This window comes from Kitasatospora sp. NPDC088742 (genome assembly GCF_055584905.1).
Genome location: NZ_JBVJLD010000051.1, coordinates 39,207 through 54,079, shown reverse-complemented (window position 1 = coordinate 54,079; position 14,873 = coordinate 39,207). Strand labels below are relative to the sequence as shown.

Genomic DNA, 14,873 nt, shown 5'->3' with positions numbered 1-14,873 from the left:
AGGACCACTAGCGTGGACCGGATCGGATCAAGGGGTGCGCCCAGGTTGTTCCAGGCAACCGGGAGAGCATACAACGACCACTCCCGCTCAACGAAACTACCACGACCCGGGCCAAGATCGTCCCGGCGGTCACCGGCGCCCACCGGCCCGTTCGCCGGATAACCTGCCAGCATCGCCCCCATTCTTTCCGTCGCGTTCATCCGGAGGAGCCAGGTGCCGGCCACGCTAGACGCCACCACCGTCCGCACCTGGAGCCGCCTCGCGCTGACCGCCCTCGGGCAGGCCCGCGAGGAGATCGACGCCCTCAACGTCTACCCCGTACCGGACGGCGACACCGGCACCAACCTCTACCTGACCGTCGAGTCCGCCACCGAGGCGCTCGAACGGGGCCGGGTGGACGGTCTGGCCGAGGCCACCGCCCTGCTCGCCCGCGGCGCCCTGATCGGGGCCCAGGGCAACTCCGGGGTGATCCTCGCCCAGTGGCTGCGCGGCCTCGCCGAGGTGCTCGCCCACGGCGGCGAACCCGCCAACCTGGGCAAGGCGCTGCGCCGGGCCGCCGACTCCGCCTACCAGGCCGTCGCCGAACCGGTCGAGGGCACCCTGCTCACCGTCGCGGCGGCCGCCGCCGAGGCCGCCGAGGACACCGGCGGCCGGGACGGCCTCACCGGGACCGCCGACACCGCCTACCGGGCCGCCCGGCAGGCACTGCTGCGCACCCCCGGCCAGCTGCCGGTGCTCGCCGAGGCCGGGGTGGTCGACGCCGGCGGCCGCGGACTGGTCGCCGTGCTGGGCGCGCTGGCCGACGCGGTGGCCGGGAAGACCCCGATGGGCCCGGTCGCACTCCGTCAGGACCACGGGCTGCGCCCCGCCACCGGCTGCGAGGGGCACCAGCGGCCGCCGGGCCCCGGCCATCCCGCCTTCGAGGTCATCTACCTGCTGGACGCCCCCGACGAGGTACTGCCGGAGCTGCGGCGCGAGCTGGGCGCGCTCGGCGACTCCCTGGTGGTGGGCGGCGGCGACGGCCTGTGGAACGTCCACGTGCACGTCGACGACGCCGGGGCCGCCGTCGAGGCCGGGGTGCGGGCCGGACGGCCGTACCAGATCCGGATCACCCACTTCGCCGAGGCCGCCGCCCGGGCCGGCGCCGACCGCTCCGGACGGGAGGCGGTCGCCGGACGGGCCGTGCTCAGCGTGGTCACCGGCCCCGGACTGGCCGAACTCTGCGAGGCCGCCGGGGCGCACGTGCTCCTCGCCGACCCCGACCGGCCGCCCGCCAGCGCCGAACTCGCCGCCGCCGCGCGGCGGTGCGGCGCGCGGGAGGTCGTGCTGCTGCTCAACGACCCCGAACTGCGGGCCGCCGCGGGTGCCGCCGCCGACCAGCTCCGGGAGGAGGGCGTGCGGATCGCCGTGCTGCCGACCCGCTCGCCGGTGCAGGGGCTGGCGGCGCTCGCCGTCCACGAGCCCGGCCGGCGCTTCGACGAGGACGTGGTCGCGATGACCTCGGCGGCGGGGGCCACCCGCTACGCGGAACTCGTCGTCGCCGAGGGGGAGTCCTGGACGATGGCCGGGGTCTGCCAGGCCGGGGACGTGCTCGGCCTGATAGACGGTGACGTGGTCGCGATCGGCACCGACCTCGCGGCCGTCGGCGAGGAGGTCCTCGGACGGATGCTCGCCGCCGGCGGCGAGCTCGTCACCCTGGTCCTCGGCGAGGGCGCCCCACCGGGCCTGGCCGAACACCTCGACGCCCACGCCCGCCGCCAACGCCCCGAGGTCGACACCGTCCGCTACGACGGCGGCCAGCAGGAGGTCCCGCTCCTCATCGGCGTCGAGTAGGAAATTGGCTACGCCTTCGGAGCCGCAAGTCAGCAGAGCCCCGTGCCCCCGGCATCACCACGGGTGTCTGCCGAGTGGTGTCCAATAGGGACGGTGGGCGCACTCGACGAATCCCTGACCAAGCTGGTCGGCGACCGCACCGCCAAGGTGCTGGCCGACAGCCTCAAGCTGCGCACGGTCGGCGACCTGCTGCACCACTACCCGCGCAAGTACGTGGAACGGGGCCAGCTCACCAGCCTCGACGACCTGGAGATCGACGAGCACGTCACCGTGCTGGCCCGGGTCGAGAAGGTCACCCTGATCCCGTTCAAGGCCCGCAAGGGGGACCGCCTCGAAGTGGTGGTCACCGACGGGAGGGGCCGGCTCAGCCTGGTGTTCTTCAACCAGGGCTGGCGGCAGAAGGACCTGCGCCCCGGCACCCAGGGCCTGTTCGCCGGCAAGGTCGGCGTCTTCAACGGCAAGCGCCAACTCGCCTCGCCGGACTACCAGCTGATCGACGGTGAGGAGGAGGGCGGCGAGGCCGCCGGCCGGTTCGCGGGCCGCCTCATCCCGGTCTACCCGGCCAGCGCCCAGCTGCCCAGCTGGAAGCTCCAGCTCTGCGTCGAGCTCGCGCTCGACAAGCACCTGGCCGACGTCGGCGAGCCGCTCCCCGCCGAACTGCGCGAGAAGCACGAGCTGATCCCGCTCCCCGAGGCGCTGGAGCTGATCCACCGTCCGCGCAACCAGGCCGACCGGGAGCACGCCCAGGACCGGCTGCGCTGGGACGAGGCGTTCGTGCTCCAGGTCGCCCTCGCCCAGCGCCGCGCCGCGGACTCCGCCCTCCCCGCCGTCGCCCGCCGCCCCTCCGCCGACGGGGTGCTGGCCGCCTTCGACGCCCGGCTGCCGTTCACCCTGACGGAGGGTCAGCAGAAGGTGTCGGCCGAGATCTTCGCCGACCTGGCGACCGAGCACCCGATGCACCGGCTGCTCCAGGGCGAGGTCGGCTCCGGCAAGACCCTGGTCGCGCTGCGCGCCATGCTCGCCGTGGTGGACGCCGGCGGCCAGGCCGTCCTGCTGGCGCCCACCGAGGTGCTGGCCCAGCAGCACCACCGCTCCATCGCGGAGATGATGGGGGACTTGGCCGAGGGCGGCATGCTCGGCGGCTCCGACCTCGGCACCAAGGTGGTGCTGCTGACCGGCTCGATGGGCACCGCCGCGCGCCGCCAGGCGCTGCTGGACATGGTCACGGGGGACGCCGGGATCGCCATCGGCACCCACGCGCTGATCGAGGACAAGGTCACCTTCCTGGACCTCGGCCTGGTGGTGGTGGACGAGCAGCACCGCTTCGGGGTCGAGCAGCGGGACGCGCTGCGCGCCAAGGGCAGCCAGCCGCCGCACCTGCTGGTGATGACCGCCACCCCGATCCCGCGCACCGTGGCGATGACGGTCTTCGGCGACCTGGAGACCTCCGTGCTGGACCAGCTTCCGGCCGGGCGTTCGCCGATCTCCACCCACGTGGTGCCCGCGCTGGAGAAGCCCAACTTCCTGGCCCGGGCCTGGGAGCGGGTCGGCGAGGAGGTCGGCAAGGGCCACCAGGCCTACGTGGTCTGCCCCCGGATCGGCGACGAGCCCGAGGACGCCGCCGCCAAGAAGAAGCGCAAGGCCGTCTCCGACGACCCGGAGGACCTCGGCGCCGCCAGTGACGAACGGCGGCCCCCGCTGGCCGTGGTGGAGACGGCCCAGATGCTCACCAAGGGCCCGCTGGCCGGGCTGCGGGTGGAGATCCTGCACGGGCGGTTGGCGCCCGAGGCCAAGGACGACGTGATGCGGCGGTTCGCGGCGGGCGAGGTGGACGTGCTGGTCGCCACCACCGTGATCGAGGTCGGCGTCAACGTGCCGAACTCCACCGTCATGGTGATCATGGACGCCGACCGCTTCGGCGTCTCCCAGCTCCACCAGCTGCGCGGCCGGGTCGGCCGCGGCTCCGCCGCCGGCCTCTGCCTGCTGGTCAGCGAGATGCCCGCGGGTTCCTCCGCCCGGGCCCGCCTCGACGCCGTCGCCGGCACCCTGGACGGCTTCGAGCTCTCCCGGATCGACCTGGAGCAGCGCCGCGAGGGCGACGTGCTCGGCCAGGCCCAGTCCGGCGTGAAGTCCTCCCTCAAGGTGCTCTCCGTCCTGGAGGACGAGGAGGTCATCGCCACCGCCCGCGAGGAGGCCGCCCGGCTGGTCGCCGAGGACCCGGACCTGACGGCCCATCCGGACCTGCGGACCGCCCTGGAGAGCCTGCTCGACGAGGACCGCGCGGAGTACCTAGAAAAGGGCTAACTTCCCAGCTCCGCACGGCTTTTGGGCCCCCGGAATTGTCAGTGGTCCACGGCAGAATAGGAGTTGTTCAGGGCGCACCCCCAAGGTGCGTACCTGGCACGATTCCTGGGGGTTCTGCCTTGGCATTCCGTCATCTCAACGAGCTTCCGCTGGGCGACAAGGTCTTCCGCATCGAGCTGGCCAGCGAGGACGACCGCGAAGTCACCCTGACCCTGACCGGCTGGCGCGAGGGGGCGGCCGCCAGCCCGCTCGCCTCGGGCAAGCTGCGCCTGCCGGTGGAGGAGGTGGCCAACCTGCGGATCGCGCTCAACCGCGCGCTGCGCGCCCTGGCCATCGTCGCCGACGTCTCCGAGCCCATCCCCGACCGCGATGTGCTCCGCGAGCTCTACCCCGGCCACGGCGCCCCCTGGGTGCCCCAGCACGAGGAGGAGCTGACCCGCCGCTTCCACGAGGGCGAGACCATCGCCCGGATCGCGGCCCGCTTCGGCCGCACGCCCGACTCCGTCCGCACCAAGCTCCGCGAGCTCGGCCACGACCCGCGCAAGCCCGAGTACTGCGCGCCCGACGGCTGCCTCTCCTGGTCCCGCTACGCCGGCCCCGCCATCGTCGGGGGCGAGGGGTCGTGATCCCGGGGGCGCGCGGGACCGCTCGGCCGGCCCCCACGGCGGTGGAGGGTCGGCCGGGCGGTTCCCCGCGCCCCGCTCGTGGTTAGGTGGTGGTCAAGCTCCCCGAGAGAGGACCGCCCAGCCCCATGACCCGCGTGATCGCCGGCACCGCCGGAGGCCGCCGCCTCGCCGTCCCGCCCGGCCGGGCCACCCGCCCCACCTCGGACAAGGCCCGGGAGGCGATGTTCTCCACCCTCCAGGCACTGCGCGGCACCCTGCACGGGGCCCGGATGCTCGACCTGTTCGGCGGATCGGGCGCGGTCGGCCTGGAGGCGCTGAGCCGGGGCGCGGAGCACGTCCTGCTGGTGGAGGCCGACGCCTCCGCCGCCCGGGTGATCCGGGAGAACGTGAGGACGATCGGCCTCCCCGGCGCCGAGGTCCGCGCCGACAAGGCCGAACGGGTGATCGCGGGTCAGGCTCCTTCGTCCCCGTACGACTTGGTCTTCCTCGACCCGCCGTACGCCGTGACGGATGACGAGGTGCGGGAGATGCTGATCACACTCCTGGCCGGGGGCTGGCTCGACGAGGAGGTACTCGTCACCGTGGAGCGCAGTACCCGGGGTGGCGAGTTCGGCTGGCCCGAGGGGTTCGAGCCGGTGCGTTCGCGGCGCTACGGCGAGGGAACCCTCTGGTACGGTCGCGCCGCCTCCGGCTCCGACGACGACGTCGAGGGCCGGTAGTCACCCCACCCACCCTGTCCCTCAAGGGAGTCCACGTCATGCGCCGAGCGGTCTGCCCGGGTTCGTTCGACCCGATCACCAACGGCCACCTCGACATCATCGAGCGGGCCTCCAGGCTCTACGACGTGGTGCACGTCGCGGTGCTGATCAACAAGAACAAGCAGGGCATGTTCACCGTGGAGGAGCGGATCGAGCTCATCCGGGAGACCACCGCCCACCTCGGCAACATCGAGATCGAGACCCACCTCGGCCTGCTGGTGGACTTCTGCCGGGAGCGCGGCATCCCCGCGATCATCAAGGGCCTGCGGGCGGTCAGCGACTTCGACTACGAGCTGCAGATGGCCCAGATGAACCACGGCCTGACCGGCGTCGAGACGCTCTTCGTGCCGACTTCGCCGACCTACAGCTTCCTCTCCTCCAGCCTGGTCAAGGAGGTCGCCTCCTACGGCGGCGACGTCTCCCGCCTGCTGCCCGAGGGCGTCAACCGCCGGCTGGTCGCGCGGATCGCCGAACGGAACAAGTGAATCCGGACAGAGCTGGCGAACCGTCACATTCCTTCCCGGCGGCGGCACCGGCGTTGTGAGCTGCGCCCGCTCTGGCCGTACAGTCTGTACTCCTGCCCGACGGTGATGCCGTGCCGTAGGGCGCTGCCTCCGCCGCAGCTCGGCGGCACACGGAAAGACGAAGCCCCGTGGACGTGCAGAACAGACTCGACGCGATCGTCGCGGCGGTGGAGAACGCCCGCTCGATGCCCATGTCGGCGTCCTGCGTGGTGAACCGGGCCGAGCTGGTCGGCCTGCTCCAGCAGCTCCGCGACGCGCTGCCCGCCGAACTCGCCCAGGCGCAGTCGGTGATGGCCGACCACGAGCAGGTGGTGGCGGACGCCCAGGCCCAGGCCGACCAGATCATCCGCGGTGCGCACGACGAGCGCGGCTCGATCGTCTCCGACACCGAGGTGGTCCTGCGGGCCCAGGCCGAGGCCGACCGGATCCTGGGCGAGGCCCGGGTCGAGGTCGAGACCAAGCGCAGCGAGGCGGACGACTACGTCGACTCCAAGCTGGCCAACTTCGAGGTGGTGCTCACCAAGACGCTCGGCGCGGTCGGCCGCGGCCGGCAGAAGCTGCGCGGCGACGCCAGCGTCTTCGAGCAGCCCTTCGACGAAGAGGCGCAGGACGGCGAGGAGTTCCGCTCCCGGGTCAGCCCGAGCCCCGAGGTCGACGAGTACGTCGACGTGAAGCTCGCCACTCTGGAGACGGTGCTCAGCAAGACCCTGGAGGCCGTCGGCAAGGGCCGCGACAAGCTCCTCGGCAAGGCCCACATCGACGAGCTGGGTGCCTACCTGGCCGCCGCCGACCAGGCCCAGCACGCCAAGGACCGGGCCGAGGCGGTCGCGGCCGGCTTCGCCGACGAGGACGAGCAGCCCTGGTACCGGGCCGAGGTCCCGCAGCAGCAGAGCTGGCCGGAGCCCACCCCCGCGGCGGCCGGCTGGCAGGCCCCGGAGGAGGGGCAGTACGCCGGCGGCCAGTACGCCGAGGTCTACGGCGGCGGCTACGACCCGGCCGGTCAGCCCCCGGCGGACCCGTACGGCTACCCGCAGCAGCCCCAGCCCGGCTACCAGACCCAGGGTTTCGACCCCGCGTACGGCTACCAGCAGCCCGCCGCGTACCAGGGCCAGGAGCAGCAGCAGTACGACGCCTACGGCTACCCGCAGCAGCAGGTGCCCCAGCAGCAGGTCCCGCAGCAGCTGCCCCAGCAGCAGGCCAGCCTGGACGAGACCAGCTTCTTCGACACCAGCATGATCGACATGACCAGGCTCCGGGAGCTCGGCGGCCGGTGAACGGAAGGCGAAGTTGGGCCACGCCGGAGTGTCCGGTAGTCTGACCACTCCGGCCGATCCAGAGCTGGGCCCGTTCGGCTGCCTGGAACCCGCCGACCAGAATCGATCCGCGCCGCGCAGTCAGTGCGTGCCGCCAGCAGGAAGTCAGGACACCTTGAACCGCCTCGACCACCGCGACCCGCTCGTGTTCGACACGCATGAGCTCGGCCGTCGCGCGGGCTCGCTGCGCAAGGTGTCCCGCACCCTGCCGGCGCCCGCCGAGCTCGGCATCGAGGACGTCATCGGCGTCCCGGCCGGCAGCGAGATCGAGCTCGACATCCGCCTCGAGTCCGTGGTCGAGGGCGTGCTGGTCACCGGCACCGCGACCGCCCACGTCGAGGGCGAGTGCGTGCGCTGCCTGGAGCCGGTGGAGGACGACCTGGAGGTCGACTTCCAGGAGCTGTACTACTACCCGGAGTCCGACGAGCGTCACCGCACCCGGACCGCCGGTGCGGAGGACCTCGACGAGGACTCCGAGGACGAGACTTACCGTCTGGAGGGCGATTTCTTCGACCTCCAGCCGGTGCTGCGTGACGCGGTGGTGCTCGCACTGCCGCTGCAGCCGGTGTGCCAGGAAGACTGCCTGGGCCTGTGCTCCGAGTGCGGAGCGCGCCTGAGCGACGACCCGACGCACCACCACGACGCCGCCGACCCCCGGTGGGCGGCTCTGCAGGGACTCTCCGCCGCCCCCGGCGACGAGGGTGACGGGATCAAGACCAGCGGTACCCGTGAGGGTCTCGCCGAGAACCAGGAGAAGTAGCCGTGGCTGTTCCGAAGCGGAAGATGTCGCGCAGCAACACGCGCCACCGTCGGTCCAACTGGAAGGCCGTTGTTCCGGCCCTCGTGGCGTGCGACCGCTGCCACGAGCCGAAGCTGGGTCACATCGCGTGCCCGAGCTGCGGCACGTACAACCGTCGCCAGGTCCTCTCGGTCTGATCGGCGGGGTGCACGGTTCGATGTCGGAGAGTACTTCTGCCCGCAAGTCGGCTCCTGCCAACGGGAGCAAGGCCGGCGGTCCGGCTTCGACCGAATACGACGTCCTGGAAGGGCGCCTCGGGTTCACGCTCGAGCGCGCCCTTCTGGTGCGTGCCCTCACGCACCGCAGCTTCGCCTACGAGAACGGTGGGCTGCCGACCAACGAGCGCCTCGAGTTCCTCGGCGACTCGGTGCTCGGGCTGGTCGTGACGGACACCCTCTACCGCCTCCACCCGGAGGTCGCCGAGGGCACGCTGGCCAAGCTCCGCGCGGCGGTGGTCAACTCCCGCGCGCTGGCCGAGGTGGGCCGGGGCCTTGAGCTCGGCACCTTCATCCGCCTGGGCAAGGGCGAGGAGGGCACCGGGGGCCGCGACAAGTCCTCCATCCTCGCGGACACCGTCGAGGCCGTGATCGGCGCCATCTACCTGGACCAGGGGCTGGACGCCGCGACCGACTTCGTCCACCGCCTGTTCGACCCGCTGATCGAGGAGTCCTCTCAGCTGGGCGCCGGCCTGGACTGGAAGACCAGCCTCCAGGAGCTCACCGCCACGGTGGGCATCGGAGTGCCGGAGTACGTGGTGGCCGAGTCCGGCCCGGACCACGAGAAGACCTTCAGCGCGAACGCCCGGGTGGCCGGCGAGGACTTCGGGCAGGGCAGTGGCCGCTCGAAGAAGGAAGCCGAGCAGAAGGCCGCGGAGAGCGCCTGGCGGGCCATCAAGGCCAAGTACGCCGACCAGCTCAACCCCTCCAGCAGCAGCTGACCGTTCGTCAGGAATAGGCGGCCACCGTGCCCGAGCTCCCCGAAGTAGAGGTGGTCCGGCGCGGTCTGGCCCGCTGGGCCGCCGGCCGCACCGTGGCCGAGGCGCAGGTGCTCCACCCCCGCGCGGTCCGCCGTCAGCCCGGCGGGGCCGATGAGTTCGCCGCCCGGCTGACCGGGGCCACCCTGGGCGATCCGCAGCGCCGGGGCAAGTACCTCTGGGTGCCGCTCGGCGGGGACCAGGCGCTGATCGGGCACCTCGGGATGAGCGGCCAACTGCTGGTCCAGGACCCGGTGGTGCCGGACGAGACCCACCTGCGGGTGCGGCTGCGGTTCACCGACGGCGGGCGCGAGCTGCGCTTCGTCGACCAGCGGACCTTCGGCGGGCTGGCGGTGGAGGAGTCCGAGCCGGGGGACCCGGAGTCGACCCCGCTCTCGATCGCGCACATCGCGCGGGATCCGCTGGACGAGCGCTTCGACGACGAGGCCTTCGTGACCTCGCTGCGGCTGAAGCGGACCACGGTGAAGCGGGCGCTGCTCGACCAGACGCTGATCAGCGGGGTCGGCAACATCTACGCCGACGAGTCGCTCTGGCGGGCCAAGCTGCACTACGAGCGGGCGACCGCGACCCTGACGAGGCCTCAGGCGCGGACGCTGCTCGGGCACGCGCGGGACGTGATGGGGGCGGCACTGGCCGTCGGCGGGACCAGCTTCGACAGCCTGTACGTCAACGTGAACGGCGAGAGCGGGTACTTCTCGCGCGAGCTGGACGCGTACGGGCGGGAGGGCGAGCCGTGCCGGCGGTGCGGGACGGCGATGCGGCGCGAGCCGTGGATGAACCGCTCCAGCTACTTCTGCCCGAAGTGCCAGCGCGCCCCGCGTTGAGGGAGCGGAGCGCGCCGGCCGGTCAGGCCCGCTTGGTGAGTTCCGGTTCTGCGGCCTGACCCTCGGTCAGGTCCTCTTCCCCCTGGCCGTAGTAGGCGACGCCGACCGCGCTGACCACGGCCAGGACGAAGCCGGAGACGGCGAGCCAGCCGAGGCCGGCCCGGGACGAGTCGCCGAGCCAGAGCACGCCGACGGCGCCGGGGATGACGGTCTCGCCGACCACCAGGGCCGCGGTGGCGCCGTTGACCGAGCCGATCTGCAGGGCCACGGTGTGCAGGTACATCCCGCCGATGCCGCCGACCAGGACGGCGTAGAGCGCCGGGTCGGAGACCAGCTTCACGAGGTCGAAGGGCTCGATGCCGTTCAGGATGCGCACGCCGACGCCGAGCGCGCCGAAGCCGAGGCCGGAGAGCAGGCCGGCCACGATCGCGCCGCCGGCGCCCATCAGGCGGACCACCAGCGCACCGATCGCGATCAGGGCGATGGTGACGCCGAGCAGCCACCAGTGGACGGCCATCTCGGCGTGGTGCCCGCCCTCGGGCCCGGCCGCCACCGCGAGCAGGACCAGCGCGGCGCAGAGCACGGCGATCGAGGCCCACTCGGGGCGCTTGAGGCGGATGCCGAGCAGCTTGATGGAGAGCACCGCGGTGATCACCAGGTTGGCGCTGATGACGGTCTGGGAGAGGAAGAGCGGGAGCAGCCGCGCGGCCAGCGCGCCGAGGCCGAAGCCGATCAGGTCGAGCACCGTGCCGAGGATGAACTCCCAGGTGACGGCGGCCTTGGCGGTGGAGGCGAGGTTGGGCCCGCCGTGCTCGGTGACGCCGGCGGAGCGGCCCTTGGCGGCGGCCTCCTCGCGGGCGGAGCGGCGCGAGCCGACCGCCTGGAGTACCGAGCCGGTGCCGTAGCAGGCGGATGCCGCGACGGCGGTGACGAGGCCCAGGATCACCGGGTGCTCCGATCTGGATGGTGCGGACGTACTTGATCGGTCCTAACTATGCCCGGCCCGCCGGGCACCGGGGTCCACCGCCAGGAGGAGCGCGGTCCGGCCCGACCGGCGGGGGAGACCGTGGACCCTCGGGAGGGCGGAATGTCCGGCCTTCGGGGGTAGGTTCGGAGCATGAGGACCTTCGCGCTCCACCGACCGGGCCGCTCCCCGGCCGTCGCCGTGCTCGCCGCGCTGCTGGCCGCACTCATGCTGCTCCTCGCCGGCCCCGCCGTGGCGGCCGGGGGGATCGAGGAGGCCGGGAAGGCGCTGAAGCAGGGTCAGGTGTACGTCGACCCGGCGATGGCCGGGCGGTACTCGGCCGGCCAGGCGGCCGCGCTGACCGCGCGGATCAAGGCGGCCGACAAGCCGGTGTTCGTGGCCGTGGTCCCGGCGGGCGACCAGTACCCGGCGCAGACCCTGGCCAGGGACCTGCGGACCAGGGTCGGGGTGACGGGCGTCTACGCGATCTGGCGCGGTGAGGAGTTCAAGGCCTTCTCGGACCCGGCCGCGCTCTCCGGGGCGGCCGCGGCCTCGATGTCCGGGGCGGCCTTCCGGGCCCACCCCGGGGACATCGCCGGGACCTTGGACGACTTCGTCGGGCAGGCGCTCGGCCAGGTGAAGGGGAAGGGCGTGGCCTCCTCCTCCGGCGGGGTCGGGGTGGCCGCGGTCGTGGTGCCGGTGGCGCTGCTGGCGCTGGCCGGCGGCGGGGTGTTCCTGCTGCTGCGCCGGTCGAAGCGGAAGAAGGCGGAGAAGGCCCGGGCCGAACTGGCCCAGCTGCGGGTGGTGGTGGACGAGGACATCACCGCCTTCGGCGAGGAGCTGGACCGGCTGGACTTCGCCCCGGGCTCCGCGGACGCGGACGACGCCCAGCGGGCCGACTACGCGCACGCGCTGGACTGCTACGACCGGGCCAAGCAGGAGATGGACCAGGCCGAGCGCCCGGAGCAGGTCCGCCCGGTGGCGGAGGCGCTGGCCGACGGCCGGTTCGCGCTGGCCACCCTGACGGCCCGTCGGGAGAAGCAGCCGCTGCCGGACCGCCGTCCGCCGTGCTTCTTCGACCCCCGGCACGGCCCCTCGGTGAAGGACGCGGACTGGGCCCCGGCCGGAGCGGCCCGCCGCTCGGTGCCGGTCTGCGCGGCCGACGCGGCCCGGCTGACGGCGGGTCAGGAGCCGGAGATCCGGACGGTGGAGACCGAGCACGGCCGGGAGCCGTACTGGAACGCCGGGCCGGCCTACAGCCCGTGGGCGGGCGGGTACTTCGGCGGCGGGATGCTGCCGGGCCTGCTGGTCGGGACGGCGCTCGGCTCGATGCTGGCCACCCCGTCCACCGCCTGGGCGGACACCGGTTCGGGCTGGGAGGGCGGCGACTCCTCCGGGGCCGACTTCAACCCCTCCGACTTCGGCGGATTCGACGGCGGTGGCGGCGGGGACTTCGGTGGCGGAGGGGACTTCGGGGGCTTCTGAGTCGGGTGGTGTGAAACCCCTTGCCCGCAGAGCTGCGTCTGGCCTTCAGTACGATGATCAGCCAAGCACTGAGCAAGGGGCAGCACCATGGGGGACCAGGGCTTCCGGGTAGAACCGGGCGCACTCAGGCAGTACGCGGCACTCGTCGAGGCGCAGGCGGAACGGATCGCCGAGATCCAGTCCCGCCTCGCCTCGGTGTCGTTGAACTCCAACGACTTCGGCAAACTGCCGGACGCACAGAACCTGTTCGAGGCGTACCAGGAGCACGCCGAGGCCGAGCAGCAGAACCTCGCCGACCTCACCGAGATCCTGACCGACACCGCCGGCGGCCTCCAGGACACCGCCGACAACTACGCGAGCCACGACGCCGCGATCGCCTCGGTCTACGGGGGCGGCCGGTGATCCCCGGGACGGACGTCAGCTTCGGCGAGGCGGGTGCCGCGTACAAGTGGACCCGGGACTTCGTCAGCACCCCCTTCGAGGCGCTGCCCAGCTTCACCAACCCGGTCTCCGAGGGCCTCGACGCCGGGCTGGACGAGTTCGTCAAGGGCGCCCTGGACTTCCTTGGGCTGATGGACATGCTGGAGGAGGTCACCGGCGAGCTGGAGACCCTCACCGAGGCCGCGCAGGAGTGGCAGGCCCAGGCGAAGGCCATGCAGGAGGTCGCCAACGAGCTGCGCTCGGGCGGCACGACGCTCGCCGGCCAGTGGGAGGGCCAGGCCTCGGAGGCCTTCGGCACCCACATGGGCAAGGTGGTCGAGGCCATCGAGGCCACCGCCGCCGACATGAACGAGACGGCCAAGATCATCAGCCAGGCCGCCGAGGCCTGCGAGCTGGCCGAGAACCTGGTGATCGGGCTGATCCGGGAGGCGATCGAGGTCCTGATCACCACCATGGCCGCGATGATCCTGGTGGACATCATCACCCTCGGCGCGGCCACCGTGGTCAACGCGCTGGTGGTCGAGGCCGAGGTGTCGGTCTACGTCCTGCGGATCGCCTCGGTCTCCCGCAAGCTGGCCACGACGCTCGGCAAGCTGATGGACGCGGTCCGCAAGATCCAGACCGCCGGGAAGTCCTTCAAGAACATCAGGGAGGGCCTCAAGGCGGCCAAGGCGGTCCGCAAGATCGGCGGCGCCGGCAACCGCTTCGGCGCCGCGAAGGACCTGATCACCAACCCCAACCTCGGCACCCTCGGCGAGTACGCCACCGCCCGCGCGGTGAAGATCGGCTTCGGCGCGGTCAAGGGCGGCATCGCCACCGGCGTCGGGCTCGGGATCGGCGCCGGCGACTTCGGCGGCGAGCTGACCGACGCGGCCAAGGACGACGCCGCGATCGACGCCGCCACCGGCGCGCTGGACGGCGGCGAGCACGCGAAGCCCTACCGGGTGCCGCAGACCAGGGTCGAGGAGGCCTTCGGATGAGCACGTACACCGAGCCGCGGCCGCTGGGCGGCGAGTCCTACCGCCCGCTGTTCGCCCCGCACCTCCAGCCGGGCGAGCAGATCCACGCGGTGGCCGACCTCCAGCTCAGCGACCTGATCCGCCGGGTCCCGCGGAAGTACCGGCCGGGGGCCGCGACGCGCGGGGCGGGGGCCGCCCTCGGTGCGCTGTTCGAGCTGGTGGCGGTCGTCGCCGAGCTGCTGATCGAGGCGGTCTTCGGCATCTTCCGGGTGATCCGCCGGATCACCCGGGGCGCGGGCCTGCAGGGCGGCTGGGACAGCCAGGCCGGGCAGTTCGTGATCGCGGTGCGGCACGGCTACGAGGGGGCCGCGCCGATGGACAACAACCGGGCGGTGCTGGCCTTCACCGACCGCCGGATCCTGCTCGCCGACCACCTGGTCGGCGTGGGCCTGCGCCCGCTCGGCGAGCTCCCGTACGGCCGGGTCCGCCGGGTCGAGGACCGCACCGGCGGCGTCTCCGACCGGGTCGACCTGCACTTCGCGGACGGCTCGCTGGCCGCCCTCTCGCAGAGCTCGGACGAGGCCCGTGCGCTGGTGGCGCTGTTCCGCTGAGCCGGGCGGTGGGCTCGTCGTGCATGACCGTCGCCGTGCATGACCGTCGCTGTGCATGACCTAGGGTCGTGGTCATGCACAGCGACGAGCTCGTCCGCTGCACCGCCTGGGTGCGCGGCAAGGTCCAGGAAGTCGGCTTCCGCTGGTGGACCAGGGCCCGGGCGCTGGAGATCGGCGGCATCACCGGTTACACCAGCAACCTCGGCGACGGCCGGGTCCAGGTGGTCGCCCAGGGCGCGCGGCACGACTGCGAGCGCCTCCTGGAACTGCTCCGCGGCCCCGGCACGCCGGGCCGGGTCAGCGGTGTCACCGAGATATGGGGAGCCACCGCCCGCGGGTACCAGGGCTTCGAACTCCGCTGATCCCCGGCGGCGCCCGGCGCGCGGCGGCGGGTGCCGGGGTATGCCGGGGTGTGCACGGAGGAGACCGGCGTGACAC

Annotated in this window: 16 protein-coding genes; 15 read left to right on the top strand and 1 reads right to left on the bottom strand. The window is 72.8% G+C overall.

Annotated features, from left to right (window positions below):
* Positions 1-213: 213 nt before the first annotated feature.
* From ACZ6ZR_RS31065 to mutM, 10 genes are all read left to right on the top strand, one after another.
* Positions 214-1,833 carry a DAK2 domain-containing protein gene (locus tag ACZ6ZR_RS31065; RefSeq protein WP_465648016.1) on the top strand — a complete coding sequence of 540 codons (1,620 nt, stop codon included), beginning with the start codon at positions 214-216 and terminating at the stop codon, positions 1,831-1,833.
* 93 nt (positions 1,834-1,926) lie between these two features.
* Positions 1,927-4,137, top strand: coding sequence for an ATP-dependent DNA helicase RecG (gene recG, locus ACZ6ZR_RS31060; RefSeq protein WP_465648014.1), 2,211 nt, complete (start codon positions 1,927-1,929; stop codon positions 4,135-4,137).
* A 119-nt stretch (positions 4,138-4,256) separates the two neighbouring features.
* Positions 4,257-4,763, top strand: coding sequence for a hypothetical protein (locus ACZ6ZR_RS31055; protein ID WP_465648012.1), 507 nt, complete (start codon positions 4,257-4,259; stop codon positions 4,761-4,763).
* A gap of 125 nt (positions 4,764-4,888) precedes the next feature.
* On the top strand, positions 4,889-5,482 hold the full coding sequence (rsmD, locus tag ACZ6ZR_RS31050; RefSeq protein WP_465648010.1) for a 16S rRNA (guanine(966)-N(2))-methyltransferase RsmD: 594 nt from the start codon (positions 4,889-4,891) through the stop codon (positions 5,480-5,482).
* A 38-nt stretch (positions 5,483-5,520) separates the two neighbouring features.
* Positions 5,521-6,006: a pantetheine-phosphate adenylyltransferase gene (gene coaD, locus ACZ6ZR_RS31045; protein ID WP_465648008.1), complete on the top strand. Its 486-nt coding sequence runs from the start codon at positions 5,521-5,523 to the stop codon at positions 6,004-6,006.
* A gap of 167 nt (positions 6,007-6,173) precedes the next feature.
* On the top strand, positions 6,174-7,319 hold the full coding sequence (locus ACZ6ZR_RS31040) for an ATP synthase subunit B family protein (RefSeq protein WP_465648006.1): 1,146 nt from the start codon (positions 6,174-6,176) through the stop codon (positions 7,317-7,319).
* A 154-nt stretch (positions 7,320-7,473) separates the two neighbouring features.
* Positions 7,474-8,118: a YceD family protein gene (locus tag ACZ6ZR_RS31035; protein ID WP_465648004.1), complete on the top strand. Its 645-nt coding sequence runs from the start codon at positions 7,474-7,476 to the stop codon at positions 8,116-8,118.
* Positions 8,119-8,120: 2 nt separating this feature from the next.
* Positions 8,121-8,294, top strand: a complete 174-nt coding sequence (gene rpmF, locus ACZ6ZR_RS31030; protein WP_030056747.1) for a 50S ribosomal protein L32 — start codon at positions 8,121-8,123, stop codon at positions 8,292-8,294.
* 20 nt (positions 8,295-8,314) lie between these two features.
* Positions 8,315-9,094 carry a ribonuclease III gene (gene rnc, locus ACZ6ZR_RS31025; RefSeq protein ID WP_465648002.1) on the top strand — a complete coding sequence of 260 codons (780 nt, stop codon included), beginning with the start codon at positions 8,315-8,317 and terminating at the stop codon, positions 9,092-9,094.
* Positions 9,095-9,120: 26 nt separating this feature from the next.
* The gene (mutM, locus tag ACZ6ZR_RS31020; RefSeq protein WP_465648000.1) at positions 9,121-9,975 is read left to right on the top strand and encodes a bifunctional DNA-formamidopyrimidine glycosylase/DNA-(apurinic or apyrimidinic site) lyase; all 855 of its coding nucleotides are present in this window, start codon (positions 9,121-9,123) and stop codon (positions 9,973-9,975) included.
* Between the two features lie 22 nt (positions 9,976-9,997).
* Here mutM and ACZ6ZR_RS31015 read toward each other — a convergent pair whose 3' ends face one another.
* Positions 9,998-10,921 (bottom strand): DMT family protein, encoded by a 924-nt coding sequence (locus ACZ6ZR_RS31015; RefSeq protein WP_465647998.1) that lies wholly within the window; start codon positions 10,919-10,921, stop codon positions 9,998-10,000.
* 171 nt (positions 10,922-11,092) lie between these two features.
* Between ACZ6ZR_RS31015 and ACZ6ZR_RS31010 the strand changes: the two genes are divergently transcribed.
* From ACZ6ZR_RS31010 to ACZ6ZR_RS30990, 5 genes are all read left to right on the top strand, one after another.
* Entirely contained in the window at positions 11,093-12,424 is a 1,332-nt protein-coding gene (locus tag ACZ6ZR_RS31010; RefSeq protein WP_465647996.1) for a hypothetical protein, read from the top strand.
* Positions 12,425-12,511: 87 nt separating this feature from the next.
* The gene (locus tag ACZ6ZR_RS31005; protein WP_465647994.1) at positions 12,512-12,826 is read left to right on the top strand and encodes a WXG100 family type VII secretion target; all 315 of its coding nucleotides are present in this window, start codon (positions 12,512-12,514) and stop codon (positions 12,824-12,826) included.
* A complete protein-coding gene (locus tag ACZ6ZR_RS31000) occupies positions 12,823-13,845 on the top strand; it encodes a WXG100 family type VII secretion target (RefSeq protein WP_465647992.1) in 1,023 nt (340 codons plus the stop codon). Before ACZ6ZR_RS31005 ends, ACZ6ZR_RS31000 begins: the two co-directional genes overlap by 4 nt.
* Entirely contained in the window at positions 13,842-14,435 is a 594-nt protein-coding gene (locus ACZ6ZR_RS30995) for a hypothetical protein (protein WP_465647990.1), read from the top strand. Before ACZ6ZR_RS31000 ends, ACZ6ZR_RS30995 begins: the two co-directional genes overlap by 4 nt.
* 74 nt (positions 14,436-14,509) lie before the next feature.
* On the top strand, positions 14,510-14,797 hold the full coding sequence (locus ACZ6ZR_RS30990; RefSeq protein WP_465647988.1) for an acylphosphatase: 288 nt from the start codon (positions 14,510-14,512) through the stop codon (positions 14,795-14,797).
* Positions 14,798-14,873: the final 76 nt, after the last annotated feature.

What these genes read in the sequence shown, in the direction of transcription:
- rsmD (WP_465648010.1), top strand. Translation starts at nt 4,889, where the DNA reads ATGACCCGCGTGATCGCCGGCACCGCCGGAGGCCGCCGCCTCGCCGTC.
- coaD (WP_465648008.1), top strand. Translation starts at nt 5,521, where the DNA reads ATGCGCCGAGCGGTCTGCCCGGGTTCGTTCGACCCGATCACCAACGGC.
- rnc (WP_465648002.1), top strand. Translation starts at nt 8,315, where the DNA reads ATGTCGGAGAGTACTTCTGCCCGCAAGTCGGCTCCTGCCAACGGGAGC.
- ACZ6ZR_RS31010 (WP_465647996.1), top strand. Translation starts at nt 11,093, where the DNA reads ATGAGGACCTTCGCGCTCCACCGACCGGGCCGCTCCCCGGCCGTCGCC.
- ACZ6ZR_RS31005 (WP_465647994.1), top strand. Translation starts at nt 12,512, where the DNA reads ATGGGGGACCAGGGCTTCCGGGTAGAACCGGGCGCACTCAGGCAGTAC.
- ACZ6ZR_RS30995 (WP_465647990.1), top strand. Translation starts at nt 13,842, where the DNA reads ATGAGCACGTACACCGAGCCGCGGCCGCTGGGCGGCGAGTCCTACCGC.
- ACZ6ZR_RS30990 (WP_465647988.1), top strand. Translation starts at nt 14,510, where the DNA reads ATGCACAGCGACGAGCTCGTCCGCTGCACCGCCTGGGTGCGCGGCAAG.